General features: G+C 58.9%; 14 protein-coding genes. 8 read left to right on the top strand and 6 right to left on the bottom strand.

The features are described from left to right. The first annotated feature begins 122 nt into the window (after positions 1 to 122). Both GN111_RS15645 and GN111_RS15640 read left to right on the top strand, forming a co-directional pair. Positions 123 to 497: a cupin domain-containing protein gene (locus tag GN111_RS15645; RefSeq protein ID WP_155304644.1), complete on the top strand. Its 375-nt coding sequence runs from the start codon at positions 123 to 125 to the stop codon at positions 495 to 497. Positions 498 to 532: 35 nt separating this feature from the next. Beyond that, a complete protein-coding gene (locus GN111_RS15640) occupies positions 533 to 1,384 on the top strand; it encodes a damage-control phosphatase ARMT1 family protein (RefSeq protein ID WP_155304643.1) in 852 nt (283 codons plus the stop codon). Between the two features lie 40 nt (positions 1,385 to 1,424). On the opposite strand, the gene GN111_RS15635 is transcribed toward GN111_RS15640, so the two are convergent. Together GN111_RS15635 and GN111_RS15630 are read right to left on the bottom strand one after the other, a co-directional pair. Continuing rightward, complete coding sequence (locus GN111_RS15635) at positions 1,425 to 2,624, bottom strand: putative sulfate/molybdate transporter (protein WP_155304642.1); 1,200 nt, start codon at positions 2,622 to 2,624, stop codon at positions 1,425 to 1,427. A gap of 5 nt (positions 2,625 to 2,629) precedes the next feature. Beyond that, positions 2,630 to 3,844, bottom strand: coding sequence for an MFS transporter (locus GN111_RS15630; RefSeq protein WP_155304641.1), 1,215 nt, complete (start codon positions 3,842 to 3,844; stop codon positions 2,630 to 2,632). Between the two features lie 110 nt (positions 3,845 to 3,954). Between GN111_RS15630 and GN111_RS15625 the strand changes: the two genes are divergently transcribed. Both GN111_RS15625 and GN111_RS15620 read left to right on the top strand, forming a co-directional pair. Continuing rightward, positions 3,955 to 6,078: a phospho-sugar mutase gene (locus GN111_RS15625; RefSeq protein ID WP_170302323.1), complete on the top strand. Its 2,124-nt coding sequence runs from the start codon at positions 3,955 to 3,957 to the stop codon at positions 6,076 to 6,078. Between the two features lie 4 nt (positions 6,079 to 6,082). Continuing rightward, positions 6,083 to 7,255, top strand: coding sequence for a M20 metallopeptidase family protein (locus GN111_RS15620; RefSeq protein WP_155304639.1), 1,173 nt, complete (start codon positions 6,083 to 6,085; stop codon positions 7,253 to 7,255). Between the two features lie 42 nt (positions 7,256 to 7,297). On the opposite strand, the gene GN111_RS15615 is transcribed toward GN111_RS15620, so the two are convergent. From GN111_RS15615 to GN111_RS15600, 4 genes are all read right to left on the bottom strand, one after another. Next, on the bottom strand, positions 7,298 to 8,485 hold the full coding sequence (locus GN111_RS15615; RefSeq protein ID WP_155304638.1) for a cystathionine gamma-synthase family protein: 1,188 nt from the start codon (positions 8,483 to 8,485) through the stop codon (positions 7,298 to 7,300). A 421-nt stretch (positions 8,486 to 8,906) separates the two neighbouring features. Next, a complete protein-coding gene (locus GN111_RS15610) occupies positions 8,907 to 10,397 on the bottom strand; it encodes a hypothetical protein (RefSeq protein WP_155304637.1) in 1,491 nt (496 codons plus the stop codon). A 524-nt stretch (positions 10,398 to 10,921) separates the two neighbouring features. After that, positions 10,922 to 11,524 carry a hypothetical protein gene (locus GN111_RS15605; protein ID WP_155304636.1) on the bottom strand — a complete coding sequence of 201 codons (603 nt, stop codon included), beginning with the start codon at positions 11,522 to 11,524 and terminating at the stop codon, positions 10,922 to 10,924. A 20-nt stretch (positions 11,525 to 11,544) separates the two neighbouring features. Further along, positions 11,545 to 12,375: an undecaprenyl-diphosphate phosphatase gene (locus GN111_RS15600; protein WP_155304635.1), complete on the bottom strand. Its 831-nt coding sequence runs from the start codon at positions 12,373 to 12,375 to the stop codon at positions 11,545 to 11,547. Positions 12,376 to 12,725: 350 nt separating this feature from the next. Here GN111_RS15600 and GN111_RS15595 point away from each other — a divergent pair, with 350 nt between their 5' ends. From GN111_RS15595 to GN111_RS15580, 4 genes are all read left to right on the top strand, one after another. Next, the gene (locus tag GN111_RS15595) at positions 12,726 to 13,133 is read left to right on the top strand and encodes an anti-sigma factor family protein (RefSeq protein WP_155304634.1); all 408 of its coding nucleotides are present in this window, start codon (positions 12,726 to 12,728) and stop codon (positions 13,131 to 13,133) included. Next, a complete protein-coding gene (locus tag GN111_RS15590) occupies positions 13,130 to 13,594 on the top strand; it encodes a periplasmic heavy metal sensor (RefSeq protein ID WP_155304633.1) in 465 nt (154 codons plus the stop codon). The genes GN111_RS15595 and GN111_RS15590 overlap by 4 nt, the downstream gene beginning before the upstream one ends. Further along, a complete protein-coding gene (locus GN111_RS15585) occupies positions 13,591 to 14,142 on the top strand; it encodes an RNA polymerase sigma factor (RefSeq protein WP_155304632.1) in 552 nt (183 codons plus the stop codon). Before GN111_RS15590 ends, GN111_RS15585 begins: the two co-directional genes overlap by 4 nt. Positions 14,143 to 14,268: 126 nt before the next feature. Then, complete coding sequence (locus tag GN111_RS15580; protein WP_155304631.1) at positions 14,269 to 15,666, top strand: efflux transporter outer membrane subunit; 1,398 nt, start codon at positions 14,269 to 14,271, stop codon at positions 15,664 to 15,666. Positions 15,667 to 15,906 lie beyond the last annotated feature (240 nt).

Raw genomic sequence — 15,906 nt, 5'->3', positions numbered from 1 at the left:
CCTCGTCAATGCGGAGTATTTTGAATACGCCTCCCTCCTCGGGGCTCGCAAGCCTTGATCTCGAACGTTTTACGAAATCTTCCAAAGAAGTAAATTGATTCTTAATCGTGAGGGAAGGGGTAATGAACCCCAGGATTCGAAGGGCAAAACCGGAAGACGAGTACTACTTCAAGGAGGGCTGCCATATCCTCGAGATGTCCAACGCCCCAGATGATCCCGAGGTCTCCATTGCCCGGGCACGGGTGGCGCCCGGTGTGACCACCCGGCTGCATCGCCTCGACGGAATCACCGAGCGTTACGTCATCCTCGAGGGCAGCGGGCAAGTGAGTCTCGGCGGGCAGGCCGCGCAGACGGTGGGGCCTGGAGACGTGGTCATCATTCCGCCTCGCTGTTCCCAGCAGATCGAAAATTCCGGGACCACCGATCTGCTGTTCCTGGCAATCTGTACTCCCCGTTTCATTCCCGAGGCCTATGAAGATATGGACGAACCCGTTTGACGGAGCACCCGAGGCGTTTTTGAGAGGTTTTTTCAGTGAAAGTCTATTACGATTGCTATCCCTGTTTCCTGCGGCAGTCCCTCGAGGCGGCCAGGCATGCCGGCGCCGCCGATCCGCAAGTCAAGGCTGTGCTTCAATCGGTTCTGCAAACAATCATGGGGCTGGATGAACGCGCCACTCCGCCGGAGATCGCCGGTGTGATCCACCGTACGGTGAGAGAGACCCTGAAGATCGAAGATCCCTATGAAAAGGAAAAGGAGAAGAGCACGCAGGAAGCCTTGGCCATTTATCCTGATTTAATGAAACTGGCCGGCGACGGCAGCGATATCGGGACACTCCTGCGCATCGCCATCGCGGGAAACATCATCGATGCCGGCGTTGGCGGCCGATATGAGGATTTATGGAAAACCGTGGAGCGGGTCCTGGCACAGCCCTTTGCCATCGATGATCGCGAGACGTTGATCCGCGAGATGGGCTGGCACGAGCGCATTTTATATTTGGCCGACAATGCCGGCGAAACGGTGTTCGACCGGGTATTCATCGAAAAGATCGACAATGCCGTCACCTATGCTGTAAAGGGGCATCCCGTGTTGAACGACGCCACCGTCAAGGATGCGCTGGCGGCGGGCCTGGACCGGTGTGCGGCCATCATCGACAATGGCTCCGATGCGCCCGGGACAGTCCTGGATTCCTGTTCACAGGAATTCAGAAAGATATTCGAATCGTCGGATCTGATCCTTGCCAAGGGGCAGGCCAACTACGAGTCCCTCAGTCAGGCCGGCGAGAAGGTCTTCTGCCTGCTTCAGGTCAAGTGTCCGGTGATCGCCAAAGACATCGGTGCGCCGGTGGGGAGCATCGTCGTGCGTCAGAGCCTGTCGCACGGTTGAATGGAACCCTTCCTGTTTAGTGGAGCCTGCCGGGATCGCTTTACACATTCAGTTTTTCCGACCGTATCAGATAGGCCAGGACAATACCGGCCGCGAATCCGGCGGCCAGGTTAGACGCCAGCGTGATTCCCAGAATCACCACCACCACGAACAGCTCCTTGCGGTCCTTTACATCCAAAATGGTAAGAGCCAACTGGCTGCCGGCGAAAAGCAGCAGCACGCCCAGGATGGCCATGGGGATCAGGTTGAACAGGGCCAGGATGCGATGGCCCAGCAACAGGGTGAAGAGGATGAACAGGGCGCCGATCATCAGATTCGATCCGGCGCTGCGGGCGCCGAAGCGGTAATGCGCGGCCAGTCCGCCGGCGCCGTGGCACAGCGGCATGCCCCCCAGACAGGAGCTGAGAAAATTGCCCAGGGCCATGCTGACACACAGGGATTTGCCGGTTACCCGCCGGGCGGCGTCGCCGAAATAGTTGATGGACAGGTCCATGTCGGCAATCACCGCATTGCCTACAGTCATGGGCATCTGCGGGACCACCAGGGCCAGCAGGGCAACGGTGAAGTCCGCGCCCTGGGGAAATCCCAGTGGCAGAATGGCGGGCAGGTAAAATCCCGGGCGAATGTCGCCCAACCCCTCGCGGGTGCCGGCCAATAGGCCGATGAGAATTCCCACGCCCACAATCACGATCCCGGCCGGCATTTTTTTATTCTCCAGAAGCAAAAGGGTGAGCAATGTGCCGGCGATGCCGATGATCAGGCCCATGGGAACAGGCCCGACCTGCTGGATCGACAGATAGGGTTCGGCCATCTGGTGCAACGCCTGAAGCCGGGTCTTGCCGAGCATGAACTTGACCCCTTCGGCCATGAGCAGGGTGCCGGTGGAGAGCTGTACGCCTCTCACGGTGGCCTTGGGCGTATATTTGCCGATGAGGGTGATGGCGCCGGTGGCGCCGATGATCAGCAGGCAGACTCCCATGAGAATTCCCGAGGCCATGATCTGATGGGGCGTCATGGCGGTGGCGATGGCGTAGGCGCCGATGACCTTCATGGGCTGGACCGGCGTGGTGATGCCGAAATAGATGCCGGTGAAGATGTAAAACAGACCCACGGACAGAAACAGACCTGCCGGGTCCAGGCCGTTGACGATGATCATGCCGATGGCCAGGGGCAAGAGGGTTCCCAGGTCGCCCAGGGAGCCGGCGAATTCCATGCGATTGAAGGTGTAGGGTAGGGGCATTGTTTTCATCCCTCCGGGATCTGGGGAGGCGGCGAGAGAACCGTTCCCCTGCTCAGGTCCGACTGCCAGGTACAGATGACGAACAGCACAGTTCCCACGGCCATGGCCATCGAACCAAAATAAAATGCCTGCCTGAGTTGAAACAGATCCATCAGCACGCCGGCCAGCACCGAGCCGACCAGCATACCCAGGCTGTGGGCTGCCGTGAGAAGGGACATCACCGATCCCATGGCCTCGATATGGCTGCCCCGCAGAACCGCGGCCGCCATCAGGGCCGGCATGGAGATGCCCCCGCCAATCCCGAAAACGACGCTGGCCCAGAACAGGTAATGAAAGCCGGTGGCATGGACGAAGCTGTACACCGAGGCGGTCACCACAAGCCCCCCCACAACGACCATCGCCTTGCGGTTCACCCGGTCGGCCACCCATCCCATGGGCACCTGGATCGCCCCACTCACACTGACGCCCATCATTACCAGGATGCCGATGGACGATGCAGAGATGGAAAACTCGGTGTCGGCCAGCACCGGTAAAAAGCCCCAGATAATCCCAATGCAGGCCGTGTAGACCAGACGGAAGACGGAAAGCCCGATAATCGTCCGATCCTTAAGAATTTTCGACCAGGCAACCGGCGGCCGGCCTTTTTTTACCGTGTGCTCCTCGGCAACGGGGGGCAGGAAAACCAGGCTCAATCCGAAGCCGACCAGGGACAGGATTCCCATGCAGACAAATGCCCCCTGCAGACTGAAACGGTCCTTGATGATCCCGCCGATCAGCGGTCCGGCGCTGAGCCCGATGAACATGGACATGTTGAACAGCCCCATGATCCAGCCCTCTTTGCCCGGGGGGGTGATGTCTCCCACGTAAGCCTGGACCACCGGCATGATCATTGCCGAGGCGATTCCCTGGACAAAGCGGATGCCGATCAGGGACTCGACGCCGGTAGAGAAAATAAAGGCGATGGAGATCACGGCGTAGAAAAAAAGTCCGGTCACGATAAACGGTTTGCGCCCCTTTTTGTCGGACCGGCGGCCGAAGTAAGGCAGGAAGAAAGTGCGGGAAAGCGAGAACGCACCGAAGATCAGTCCGATGTAAATTCCGTCGGCACCCAGGCTGTGGGCATAGACCGGCAAAAGGGGGACCACGATGCCCACACCGGTGACGGCCGCAAAGATGGAAGCGAAAAGGGCGCAGAAGATTTTGCGGTCGGTGGCATTCATGGGGCCGGAGGTAATTCCTTAAATCCGTTGTCAATGGGGGAAAAAAATGAAATAATTATGTTTGACGATGTGAACATTCCTCATCAAACATGTGCAAAAAGGACAATGGCATGGACCCATACCAGACCCTGCTTGAAAAAGCAAAAAAAGGCTTCGATACCCTCGACTTGCCGGAAAACTTCAAGTCCGATGCCCTTGCGAACCTGCAGGCGTGGCTCACCGACGCGATGTTTGCCGACTACGTTCCCCAGATCGAACACCTGATTGAATCGCAGCAGTGGGATTTTCTGCTGGATTCCTTTTACCAGGTCATCCCCTTCGGCACCGGTGGCCGCCGCGGACTGGTGGGCGTCGGGCCCAACCGCATCAACCCGTGGACCATCCAGGCCTCGGCCCAGGGGCACAGCCAGTTTTTGACCAAGGCCCACGGCGAAGCGGCCAGGCAGAAAGGGGTGGTGCTGGCCTACGATGTGCGCCGGTTTACGGACACCGCGCGCTACGCCGCGGACCGGCCCAATCCGGTCATGGATCTGGACTGCCGTCAGCTGGCCGAAGCGGCGGCCCAGGTTTACACGGCCAACGGCATACAGGTCTATCTGTTCGAAAGCACCCGCAGCACCCCGGAGCTTTCCTTTGCCATCCGTCATCTGGGAGCCGTTTCCGGGTGCATGTTTTCGGCCAGCCACAACCTGCCCACCGACAACGGCAAGAAGGTATACGACCAGTACGGCGGCCAGCTCATTCCGCCCTATGACCAGGAACTGGTAGACGAGGTGACCCAAAACGTTTCCGCCATCAAGACCCTGGATCTGGATAAAGCTACGGGAAACGGGCTGCTGGAGACCATCGGCGCGGTAGTGGACGAGGCTTATCTTTCGGCTGTGGCCGCCCTGCAGCTCAGCGATGCCCGCGGGGTCAAGATTCTCTACAGCCCCTTGCATGGCACCGGTTTGACGTCGGTCTACCCGGTACTCAAGGCCATGGGTTTCGACATCCACCTGGACCCGGCCACGTCCAACCTGAGCGGCGCCTTCGAGAACGTCACCTTCAACATTCCCAACCCCGAAGTGATCCAGTCCTTCGACACGGCCCGACCCAATGCCGATGCCATCGGCGCCGATGTGATCATGAGCACCGACCCGGATGCCGACCGCATCGGCATCCTGGTGCGCCACGGGGGCGAGTGGAAATTTCTCAACGGCAACGAGATCGGCATCGTACTGACCGAGTACGCCATCGAACAATACCGCCAGGCAGGCCGGCTATCGGGCGATAACGTGATCATCAAAACCGAGGTCACCTCCTCGCTGATCGATACCATCGCCTCGGAAAACGGGATCCAATGTATCGGCGATCTGCTGGTGGGCTTCAAATACATCGGCGACCGCATGAACCGCCTGGAGGCCGAGGGCCGCCAGAACGACTTCATCCTGGGCACCGAGGAGAGCCACGGTTTTCTCATGGGCAACTATGCCCGGGACAAGGACGCCGCCGGCGCCGCCGTGTGGCTGGCCGAACTCGCCTCCCGGCTCAAAGCCGAGGGGCGTACGCTGGTGGATTACCTGGACGGCATCTACGCCAAATACGGCTACTGCCACAATTATCTCACCGAGATCCGCCTGTTGGGCGCCCGGGGAATCGGCCGGATCAAGACCATCATGGCCCATTTGCGGGAAAACGAGATCTCTTCCGTGGGCGAGTTCGGCGTGGCCGAGAAGATCGACCGCTGGAAGGGAGAGCCCCAGCCCCACCTGTCGCCGACCGACACCTCCTCGCGCAACGTCCTGATCCTCAAGCTCGACAACCTGCCCGACACCCGCAGCATCCGCATTACGGTGCGGCCTTCGGGGACCGAGCCCAAGTTCAAGATCTACATCGAAGTTCTCGGTACACCCTTCGATCCGTCCGACATCGTTGCGGCCAAAGAGAAGATTGTCACCATTCAGCAGAAGCTGGAGCGGGCCTTCATGTCCTATTGCTACGGCATTTTGGGGGTGGATTTTCCCGAGCGGGGCTACCTGCTCTTCTGGCAGCTTCCCCTGGACGACAAGCTGAAATATTTCGAGGTCGAACAAAAGATCGCCGCGCTCAAGGAGGTCGCCGATGCCGCCGACCGCCGGGCCCGGCTGGACGAACAATTGGCCTTTTTAGGGGCCAACCCCGTGCAGAAGGTGGATCCGGCCTTTGTTGCCCGATATGGGAAAGGGTTGCTGAAATACCTGGGGCTCAATTGATCCCATGTCCTTCAAACAGCGCCTGTCGGAACTGGATCCGGAACTGATCGCCCTGCGAAGGGATCTGCACGCCCATCCCGAGTTGGGATTTAAGGAATTTCGCACCCAGGCGAAAGTTCTCGGCGGCCTGGAAGCCCTGCAGATTCCCGCCAGGGCCATGGCCGACACCGGGGTGCTGGGCCTCCTGCAAGGATCCCGGCCGGGCAGGACCATTTTGCTGCGGGCCGATATGGACGCCCTGCCCGTCCACGAAGAGAACGACCTTCCCTACCGCTCGACAACGGACGGGGTGATGCACGCCTGCGGGCACGACGGGCACACGGCCATGCTGCTGGCGGCTGCCAAGGTGCTGGCCGAGCATCGCGACCGGATCGCCGGCAGCATCAAATTCGTCTTCCAGCCCAACGAGGAGGATGCCGGGGCCGGCCGGATGGTGGCGGAAGGCGTCCCGGAAGACCCGGCCGTGGATGCCGCTTTCGGCCTTCATTTGTGGAACAGCCTGCCCACCGGCACCATCGACCTCAAACCGGGGCCGATCATGGCTGCCAGCCACTATTTCACCCTCACCATCCGGGGCAGGGGCGGGCACGCGGGTTTCGCCCATCAGTCCATCGACCCCATCCTCACGGCCGCACAGGTGATCCAGGCGGTGCAGGCCATCCAGACCCGGGAGGTCGATGCCCTCGATCCGGCGGTCATCATGTTCACCGCCCTGCGGGCGGGCAGCAACAACACCATCGTTCCCGAAACGGTCACCCTGGGCGGCTCCATTCGATTTCTTTATGAGGGAGGAGATGAGATCCGCAACCGGTTCGAGCGGATCGTCGAACACACCTGCAAAGCCCACCGGGCCGACTATGAGCTGACCTTCGCGGTCGGCAACGATCTGCTTGCCAATGACGAAAATATCACCCGACTGGCCCGGGAATCGGCGGCAGCGGTCCTGGGCGACAGCCACTCGGTGACCGCCATGGTAAAGACCATGGCAGGAGAAGATTTCGCCGCCTTCGCGGATGCCGTTCCGGCCGCTTTCGCCTTCGTGGGCGCCCGCGATCCGGCCGGTGAGATACCCTATCCCCACCACCATCCCCGCTTCACCTTCGACGAGAAAGCATTACTCATCGGTGCGGAGTTGTATGTTCGCACGGCGTTGGGTTTCCTTGGATGCGGCGAATAGACCACCCGTAGCTCTTTAAAATTTCCAGCTTTTGGATGGGCATCAGGTAAAGACGGCCAGCGCCTGCTCCAGATCGGCGATCAGATCGGCGGTCTCTTCGATTCCGGTAGAGTAGCGCACCAGGCTCTCGGGGATCCCCATGCAGGCCCGTTCCTGGGGGCTGCACTCCACATGGCTGGTAGTGGCCGGCGGTCCCACGATGGTTTCCACGGCACCCAGGTTGGCGGCGGCGTGGGCGTAGCGCAGGCGTGGCAGCAGCCGACGCACGGCATCGAGACTGTTCTCCTTGAGCATGAAGCTGAGCATGCCGCCGAATCCGCGCATCTGTCCGGCGGCGATGTCGTGGCCCGGATGGGAGTCGAGACCGGGATAAAAGACTTGCTCCACGGCAGGATGGGATTCCAGAAACCGGGCAACGGCCAAAGCGCTCTGGTTCTGCTGGCGGATGCGCAAATGCAGGGTCTTGATCCCCCGCAGCAGCAGGTAGGCGGCCATGGGGTCCAGGGTGGCGCCATTGATTTCGCGGTAGTGGTAGACTGCCTCGATCCATTCGTTCTTGCCGCAGACAACACCGCCCAGGGCGTCGGCGTGGCCTCCCAGGTATTTGGTGGCGCTGTGCAGCACGAGGTCGGCGCCCAGTTCCAAAGGATTCTGGTTGACGGGGGTGGCAAAGGTGTTGTCCACCACGACGATGGCTCCGGCCCGTTTTCCGGCGGCGGCCAACCGGGCGATGTCCACCACCTTCACGGTCGGGTTGGTGGGACTTTCCAGGTAGAGCAGGCGGCAGCCTCCGGCCACGGCCGCTTCGATAGCCTCATGGTCGGTGGTGTCGCAAAGGGTCACATCGACATTGTAGCGGTGCAAGAATTCGGTGAACAGCTTGTTGGTTCCGCCATAAGTGTCTTTCACCGAAACGACCCGGTCGCCGGGACAGAGCAGGGCAAACAGGGTGCTGCTGATAATGCCCATCCCCGTGGCGGCGCTGGTGGCCGCTTCTGCCCCCTCAAGCAGGCGGACCTTGTCTTCGAAAGCCTTGACCGTCGGGTTGGTGTTTCGGCTGTAGATATGCCCGGGCTGTTCGCCTTTGGCGACCTGCAGCCAAGTGTCGACATCCGTATAGCCGAAAGAGACGCTGTGGACAACTGGCACCTGGGTGGCCTGTTCTGCCATTTCAATCGGTTCTCCACCCCATACGCAAAGGGTGCCGGTGGATTTTCTATTCTGGGTCATTGTGTTCCTTTTTTTATCCGTAAAAATTTGTCAGTATCGTAAAAATTCGGTTCCCAGACGACTTCGTAAAAAGCCCGAGATCAAGGCTTGCGAATCCCAAGGAATGAGGCGTATCGTTAATACTCCGCAGTGACGAGGGATGAAGCGTAACGAAGATATCGGGTTTTTTACGAAGTCGTCAATTCATCGCAAAACAGTGCCCTGCTATAACGCCGGAAGCCTGGAAAGTCAAAAAGCTCTGCGGTGATAAGCGTTCACAGGGTACCGCATCTGCTTTGCTTTCGGGCACCTGAAGGTTGACCAACCCGTCTGCGTGCCCGGTGCCTCGCATCTGCGGCACCCTGTGAACGCTTACTGAGCAGGCAGTTGCGGCACATGGAACATTTCAACCCCGTAAATGGGTACCTGCGGTGAGATAAGTTTATTTGAAATCGATGATGCGGGTCACGGAAAGGGAGCGGATGGCCCGTGCCAAAGGCGGGGTATCAGGGGCATGGGGAAGATCTTCAACCTGGGCGAAAATATTGCGGATCAGCTTGTCGTCGCGATAGATGCCGAAAACGATGCGGTCTCTCTGACGCGGCGAGAGATGGCCGAAGGCCGATTTGGTAATCCAGATGCCGCCGCCGTGGGCAATGGCGGAAAGGTGAAAGGCCTGATCCGACGCCCCGCCGGGAAGCAAAAAGGCCATGCTGGCGGTCAGATCTTCCTGCTGGACGTGATCGCTGCCGCTGCTGACGCCGATGTTCAGCCGGATATTGGCGAACCAGCCGCCGTCCGCCTTCAGCGATTCCTCGATTTCGCGCATCTTTTCTTTTAAAGCAAAGGCACAGCGGATGGCATCGAAAGCAGGATCCGTGTTGGCGTGTTTGGGGATGATGTATTGAACTTCGGTCCCGCTGCGTTTGGCCCGCTGGCCGCCGTAAAATGCCAGCACCCGGTCGCTTTCGTCCCAGATGCGTGTCATCAGCTTGAAATAGGTTTCCGGCAGCAGGGTGTCGACGATGCTTCTAGAATCGTCAAGCCGGGCGGAAAGAACACTGAATGGGATCTTCCTGGAGTCGAGATCGTCCTTCGAAACGGCTTTTCCCTGGCTGTCCTCCAGTCGCACGACGGGCAAAGGCTCCTGCCAGCGATCCTCGTCCAGGATGAAAAGCGTTCCCTCCGAAAGGGCGATTCCGTAAAAGCGCAGCAACTGGACCTGACCGCCCTCATCTTCCAGACGGATGGGGCAACTGTCGATCGGGCCGTTGGTCCCGCCGCCGGGAATAAAACCTTCCGCGGAATCCGTTTCTTCCAGGTTTAAGGATACCATTGGAGCCATTTTTTCGAAGGTTTCGGCCGGAACGGTCGCCTGCAGGAAGCGATAGGTAAACGAAAACAGCGGCGGCCAGTTGAAAACCATTTCCTTCAGGGAGGCACGCAGCATGATGTCCAGGACGGTTCCGGTGGGGTCGTTGGCCAGTTCGTTTTCGATGGCCACGGAAAGGCGATCCCCCTGACCGGCCTTGATCCAGCCGATGTGCAGATCGGGAGTGACGAAAAACGCGGCCGTGGCGATGGAATCGACCAGCAGGTTAATCTGCGGCGGTATGCCTTCTTGCCCTGTGGTTTTTACCGGTTGATCAGCCGACGGTGATTTTGGGGAGGGCGGCGGTTGCGGTGTGTCCGTGCCTTCAGCGGCTTCATGCATTTCCCTGGCGATTTCATCAATGGAGTGCCCTTGGTCCCGCAGGCGCTTGAGCAGCGATACGTGCCCCAGAATGTCGGCCGAGAAGTAGCTTTTCTTACGACCGTGGCCGTTGACTGCCGATACCCGCATCATCGATTTCGGAAGCACCCGCAGTTGAATGAACCGGATCAGGTCCCGTTTGGAAATCCCGGTTTCCTGCAATACTTCGTTTCCGCTCAACCATTTTCGATCCTTCGGATCGGGTGTTTCGGGTTCGGAAGACAATGGGGTTACGCTGGGGGCCATGGGGTCCATTTTTCACTTTAGGGCTTCAAGTCAATTTCGTTTCAAGTTTATCGAACAGCACCTGCCGGTTGTCAACGGGAAAGCATGGCGACGCTGCGGATAGAACCGAGACCGCAAGCGCCCGGTATTTAACCCTGAAATCGGCAACATAGTGATACAAGAGTCATGCCATTATGTCCTCTTTGGCAAGGGCAGCTTCGCCGGCCGCCTTGGGCGCCTTTGCAGCGCGCGCCCCGTTTCCAATAGAAGGCGCAAAAACGCCCGCAAACCGCTATTTTACAGCTATCGACCGTGCAGACTGCTCGTTTGCCTATAAATTGAAAACGTTCTGCCAATGCAACCCGGCGGCCATAAGCACCGGAAGCGGGGCAGGGGAATGGACCAAAAATTGGCGAATGAATTACCCATTCTGTTATGAAAAAAAATACATAGTACGTATGCAAAAGTTTGTTTTTAAGCTACTTTTTATCGTTTTGCGGTCCCTTTCGATAGAAAGGCAGCAGTGGAATTTTAATTTTACGGATGGCCTGGTGCCGTTCGAACTGACCGATGTAGTCCCGGCTGGCTGCGTCGCTGGTGGAAACAAGCATTAACGGGTAGATCAGGCGCGTCCGGCGCCGGATGAACCGTCTGCGGACGATTTCGTCCTGCTGGACGATGCCCATGATACTGAACTCGCCGGCAGCACCCGCCATGATCTGCAAAAGCTTTCTGTCCAGACGCACCGATCGGATAAATCGGTCCATGATGTTGAAAGAGAATTTGAAAACCAGTCGGCTCAGTTTTTCTCTGAAACCTTTTAAAAAGAAGCGTTCCATGCGCAGGTTGTTGAACAACACCACCAGGGAGAGCGTCGTGGTCACATCGCCGTCGCTGTGGATCTGCCGATTGTAGGGAAGGTAGCGCAGGGGCTGGCCGCCGGCTGGCGCGCCTGCTCTGACGACCGCCTCGTGGAACAGGGCCGTGTCCGGAGGGATCACCCGGTCGATGCCGGCGATGAGCCGCCCGGCGAGATTGGAAACTTTGAGTCGGTCCAGGGTTTTGATGTAGGTTCGGGCCATGGCGGACCGTTTTTCCCGTTTTATCCCATCCAGGCGATGACCAGGGTAATTACCCCCACGATCCAGCAATAGGGTGCGAACCGGTGCAGTTGCCCCCGGTCCACTACTCGCAGCAGGATCACCAAAGCCAGCCAACCGACCGCTGCCGAAACGACGGAGCCGGCGAGGATGGTTCCCAGAGGAATCGTCGTGTGCAGTTCGGGCGTGTCCAGGCTGAGCGCCAGGGCACCGACGATGGCCGGAATGGAGAGCAAAAAGGAGTAGCGGCCGGCCACCGTACGGTCTACCCCCAAAAATAGAGCTGTTGCGATGGTTGACCCCGAGCGCGAAATCCCCGGCAAAATGGCCAGTCCCTGAACGATGCCGATAACAATTGCATTTTTCAGGGTGGTTTGTTCGACGGGCCGCCCCTGGGACCGTATGGCGCGGGTCAGCCAAAGCAGGGTGCCGGTGACCAGGAGCATGCAACCCACGATTGTCAGGGAGCCGAACAGCCGGTCGGTGATCTCCTTGAACAGCAGGCCGATAACGGCGGTGGGAATGCTGCCCACCACAATGAGCAGGGCCATGCGGATGGATCGATCCGCTGCCAAAAGATTGGCGATGCTTCCGGCGGATTGGAGGCGGCCCGGCATTTGAACCAGGGCCGTGAGAATGTCCAGAATCTCCCGGTAAAAGACGATCAGGACGGCTGCGAGGGTTCCCACGTGCAGGCAGATATCGAAAAGCAGTTCCGGCTCCTTGAGTCCGAAAAGATTCTGAAACAGGACCAGGTGGCCCGAACTGCTCACCGGCAAAAATTCGGTCAGGCCCTGAATGGCGCCCAGCACAATCGCTTCAATGGTGTTCAACGGTCGGCTCCAATGTGAATATTTTGTAAGCGTTCACAGGGTACCGCATCTGCTTTGTTCCCGGGCACTGAAGGTTGACCAAACCGTCGGCGTGCCCGGCGCCTAACATCTGCGGCACCCTGTAAACGCTTACTGGTCAGGCAGTTGCAGCACATTGGGCATTTCAACCCCGTGAACGGGTACAATATTTTTGCGTATACCATACAACGTCGCCCAGTCGTTGTCCACAGCACGCACTTTTAGAAAAAGTAAAATACCTGCGCAGGAAATTGAATGTCTATACGTTTATGCTATCATAAAGAACGATATAAACGGTCGTGTCTGCAGCGCCATCGAAAAGGGAGGATCCAATGGATTGCGTAGAGATCAGAAGGCGTCTCGATGCCTGGCTGGACGGGGAATTGCCAGCCCCCGAGGCCAAACGAATCAGCGATCATATAAAAAGGTGTCCGGCCTGCCGTTTAGAGGCGCAGGGGAATCGGCAGTTGATGGACCTTTTGGACCACCTGCCGCCCCTGGCTGCTCCGGCGGCGTTTTCCCGCCGGACGATGCAGGCATTTCGGGCCGGCCTGGAAAAGCCTGGCATGGCCGAATGGTGGCGAAGCTTGAGCCTGGCCATGCGCAGCGCGGTCTGTGGTACCGCCCTGGCCGGCCTGCTGTGTGGTGCAGTGCTGGGCACCCGCGTGATCCAATTCGAAACGGCCGTTGTCGCCAACCCGTATCAAAGCGTATACGCCAGTAAAGGAATCTACCCGTGACACTCTCCCAAAAACGCCTGTTGGTCTTTTTTTCGATCGCCCTTAACGTCGGGTTCGTCGTCATGGCCATCGTGATGGTCCTGCATCACCCGAAACCGTTCAGGGAGCGCTCCTGGCAGGAGTTGGTCAATATCGTCCAGGAACTGAACCTGCCGGCGGAGCAGGAAGACGCCGTAATGGCGAACATGCAGCAGTTCAGAGAGACGATGGACGGATACGAACGCGATCTCAAGCAGGCCCGCGGCGATATCATCCGTTTTCTGGCAAACGACGGCCCCATAGACGAAAACCAGCTCCATTTACTGATCGAGACCGCCCAATCCCGGGAAAAGCGCAAATCCGATGTGTTCGAGGCCCACGTGATCGAATTGCGCGGTCTGCTGGGCAACGAAAAAGGGGCGCGGTTTTTTTCTTTGCTGCAGGCCCATCTCGAATCCAGGAAAAACAACGCCAAACGATGATTTTCAATCGCCATACCCGTCGGAGCGACGCCGATCTGATCGTCAAGATTGCCGACGGCGACGAAGGGTCGTTTACCGAACTGCTGCGGCGCCATCGGGATGCCGTATATGGATTCGCCTGCCGGATGCTGGGCGATCCCCAGGAGGCCGAGGATGTGGCCCAGGAGACCTTCCTGCGGCTTTACCGGGCCTCGAACCGCTACCGCGCCGATGCAACCTTGCGGACCTACCTGCTTAAAATTGCCAGAAACATCTGCATTGACCATTTTCGCAAAAAAAGACCCGAAATCATGGAAGAACTTCCCGAAACACCGACCGAAGAGACCCCCCTGGATTTACTCGAGGGCGCCATTGCCGCTGATCGCCTGGAAAAAGCGATTGGCGACCTGCCCGTCAATCAGCGCACCGCCATCCTGCTGCGCCACACCGAACAACTCTCCTACCAACGCATTTCCGAAATCATGGACGTGTCCATCGGGGCTGTCGAATCCCTGCTGGTGCGTGCCCGTCGTGCGCTGCGGCGGGCTTTGGTCCTCCACGAAAAATGAATCACTTCTCTCCCAACCTCCGATTTTGACCTGTGCAATTTTTTTAGCGCAGGGTTTTATCGTAACGCCCGTTATAAGTGACTGAACCCCGTCATTACGGAGCGGGGATACTTTGTGGAGTCCATTATGATCCGAAGCGCTTTTTCATTTATCACTGTTCTGATCCTTGCCGGGTGCAGCCTGTTTCAGCCCCAGGTGCGGCCGGATGCCCCCATCGATCTGCCCGAGCGCTATTCGCTCTATACCGTTGAGGAACCGGGTCCCGGTCGCTGGTGGGAGGCTTTTGGCAGCGATGAACTCAATCTCCTGGTAGATACGGCCATTGCCGGAAATTTCGATGTGCGTTCGGCCTGGGCGCGTCTGAAACAGGCCGACGCCGTGGCCCGTCAGGCCGGCGCCGACCTCAAGCCGGACGTCGAATATAACGCCGGTGCCGAAAAAAGCTGGCGGCAGACCAAAACCGATGGGTCGGGGATCGAACGCAGCAACGACGAAACGTTAAGTGCCGGGTTGACTGCCGCATACGAACTCGATCTTTGGGGACGGCTGGCGGCCCTGCGTCAGTCCGAGACGCTGGAACTGGAAGCCAGCAGGGAAGATCTGGATGCGGCGGTCGTGACCATCGCCGCCGAGGTGGTGACGACGTGGATCGACATTCTGTCCCTGCGCCGCCAGATCGACATCCTCAACGAACAGATCGATCTCAACCGGCGGATGCTGAAATTGCAGGTATTGCGCTTCGCCAACGGCCAGTCAGATGCCCTGGAAGTAGCCCAGCAAAAGGAGGCTCTGGCCCAGGCCAAGGCCAATCTGCCCCCGCTGCAACTCGAAGAGCAGGTGCAGCGCAACGCCCTGGCCGTTCTGCTGGGCCTTGCCGGCAGTGGTAATGTTGCCGTCGATCAATCCACCTTGCCGGAGTTGATCGCCCTGCCGGCCGCCGGTGTACCGGCTGACATCTTGGCCGCACGGCCTGATGTGCGCGCCGCCGGCCTGCGCCTCAAATCCAACGACTGGCAGGTCAGCGCCGCCCGTGCCGACCGGCTGCCGTCCCTGACCCTGTCCGCCGACGCGGTATTTTCCAGCGACAGCCTGGATCTGCTTTTCAGCAACTGGGTCGCCACCCTGGCCGCCAGTATCACCGGGCCCATTTTCGATGGGGGCTACCGGGCCGCCGAAGTGGATAAAACCCGGGCCGAGGCCGAGGAAGCCATGACCGCCTATGCCCAGACCGTGGCCGAGGCGATCCAGGAGGTGGAGGACAGCCTCGCCACCGAAACCCGGCAGGCCGAATACATCACCCTTCTGGAAGAAGAACTCGGGGCGTCGCTGGCGTCCATGAAGGCCTCCCGTCTGCAGTATTTGAACGGCCAAGCCAACTATCTGGACTATCTGTCCGCCTGGACCAATGTGCAGAGCCTCGAGAGGCAGTTGGTGGATGAAAAAGCCACCCGGATCAAAAACCGGGTAACCCTTTATCGCACCCTGGGCGGGGATTGGACCCGCAATCTGGCCGGCGATGCCTGAGTGAACCTGTTCATAAATACGATGGCATTCAATTGCCGCTGCATCCCGGCTCGCGGTGTTGCTCGGCGCGTAAATAGGCTTTGGCTACTCACGCTTCTCGCGCCTTGCGATCCGGGCGCAGCAACAATCTCGATACGTCACCGTATTTACGAACAGGTGCACTAAGCGAGAGGACGACGGACGAAGAGACGGAAAAGAGCCGTCATCTGAATGCAATAACAGCTTAAGGGCCAATCACCA

Origin of the sequence: Desulfosarcina widdelii, assembly GCF_009688965.1 — a bacterium.
Lineage (GTDB): Bacteria > Desulfobacterota > Desulfobacteria > Desulfobacterales > Desulfosarcinaceae > Desulfosarcina > Desulfosarcina widdelii.
The sequence above is the reverse complement of the archived record's forward strand: the minus strand, read 5'-3'. Positions and strand labels throughout refer to the sequence as shown.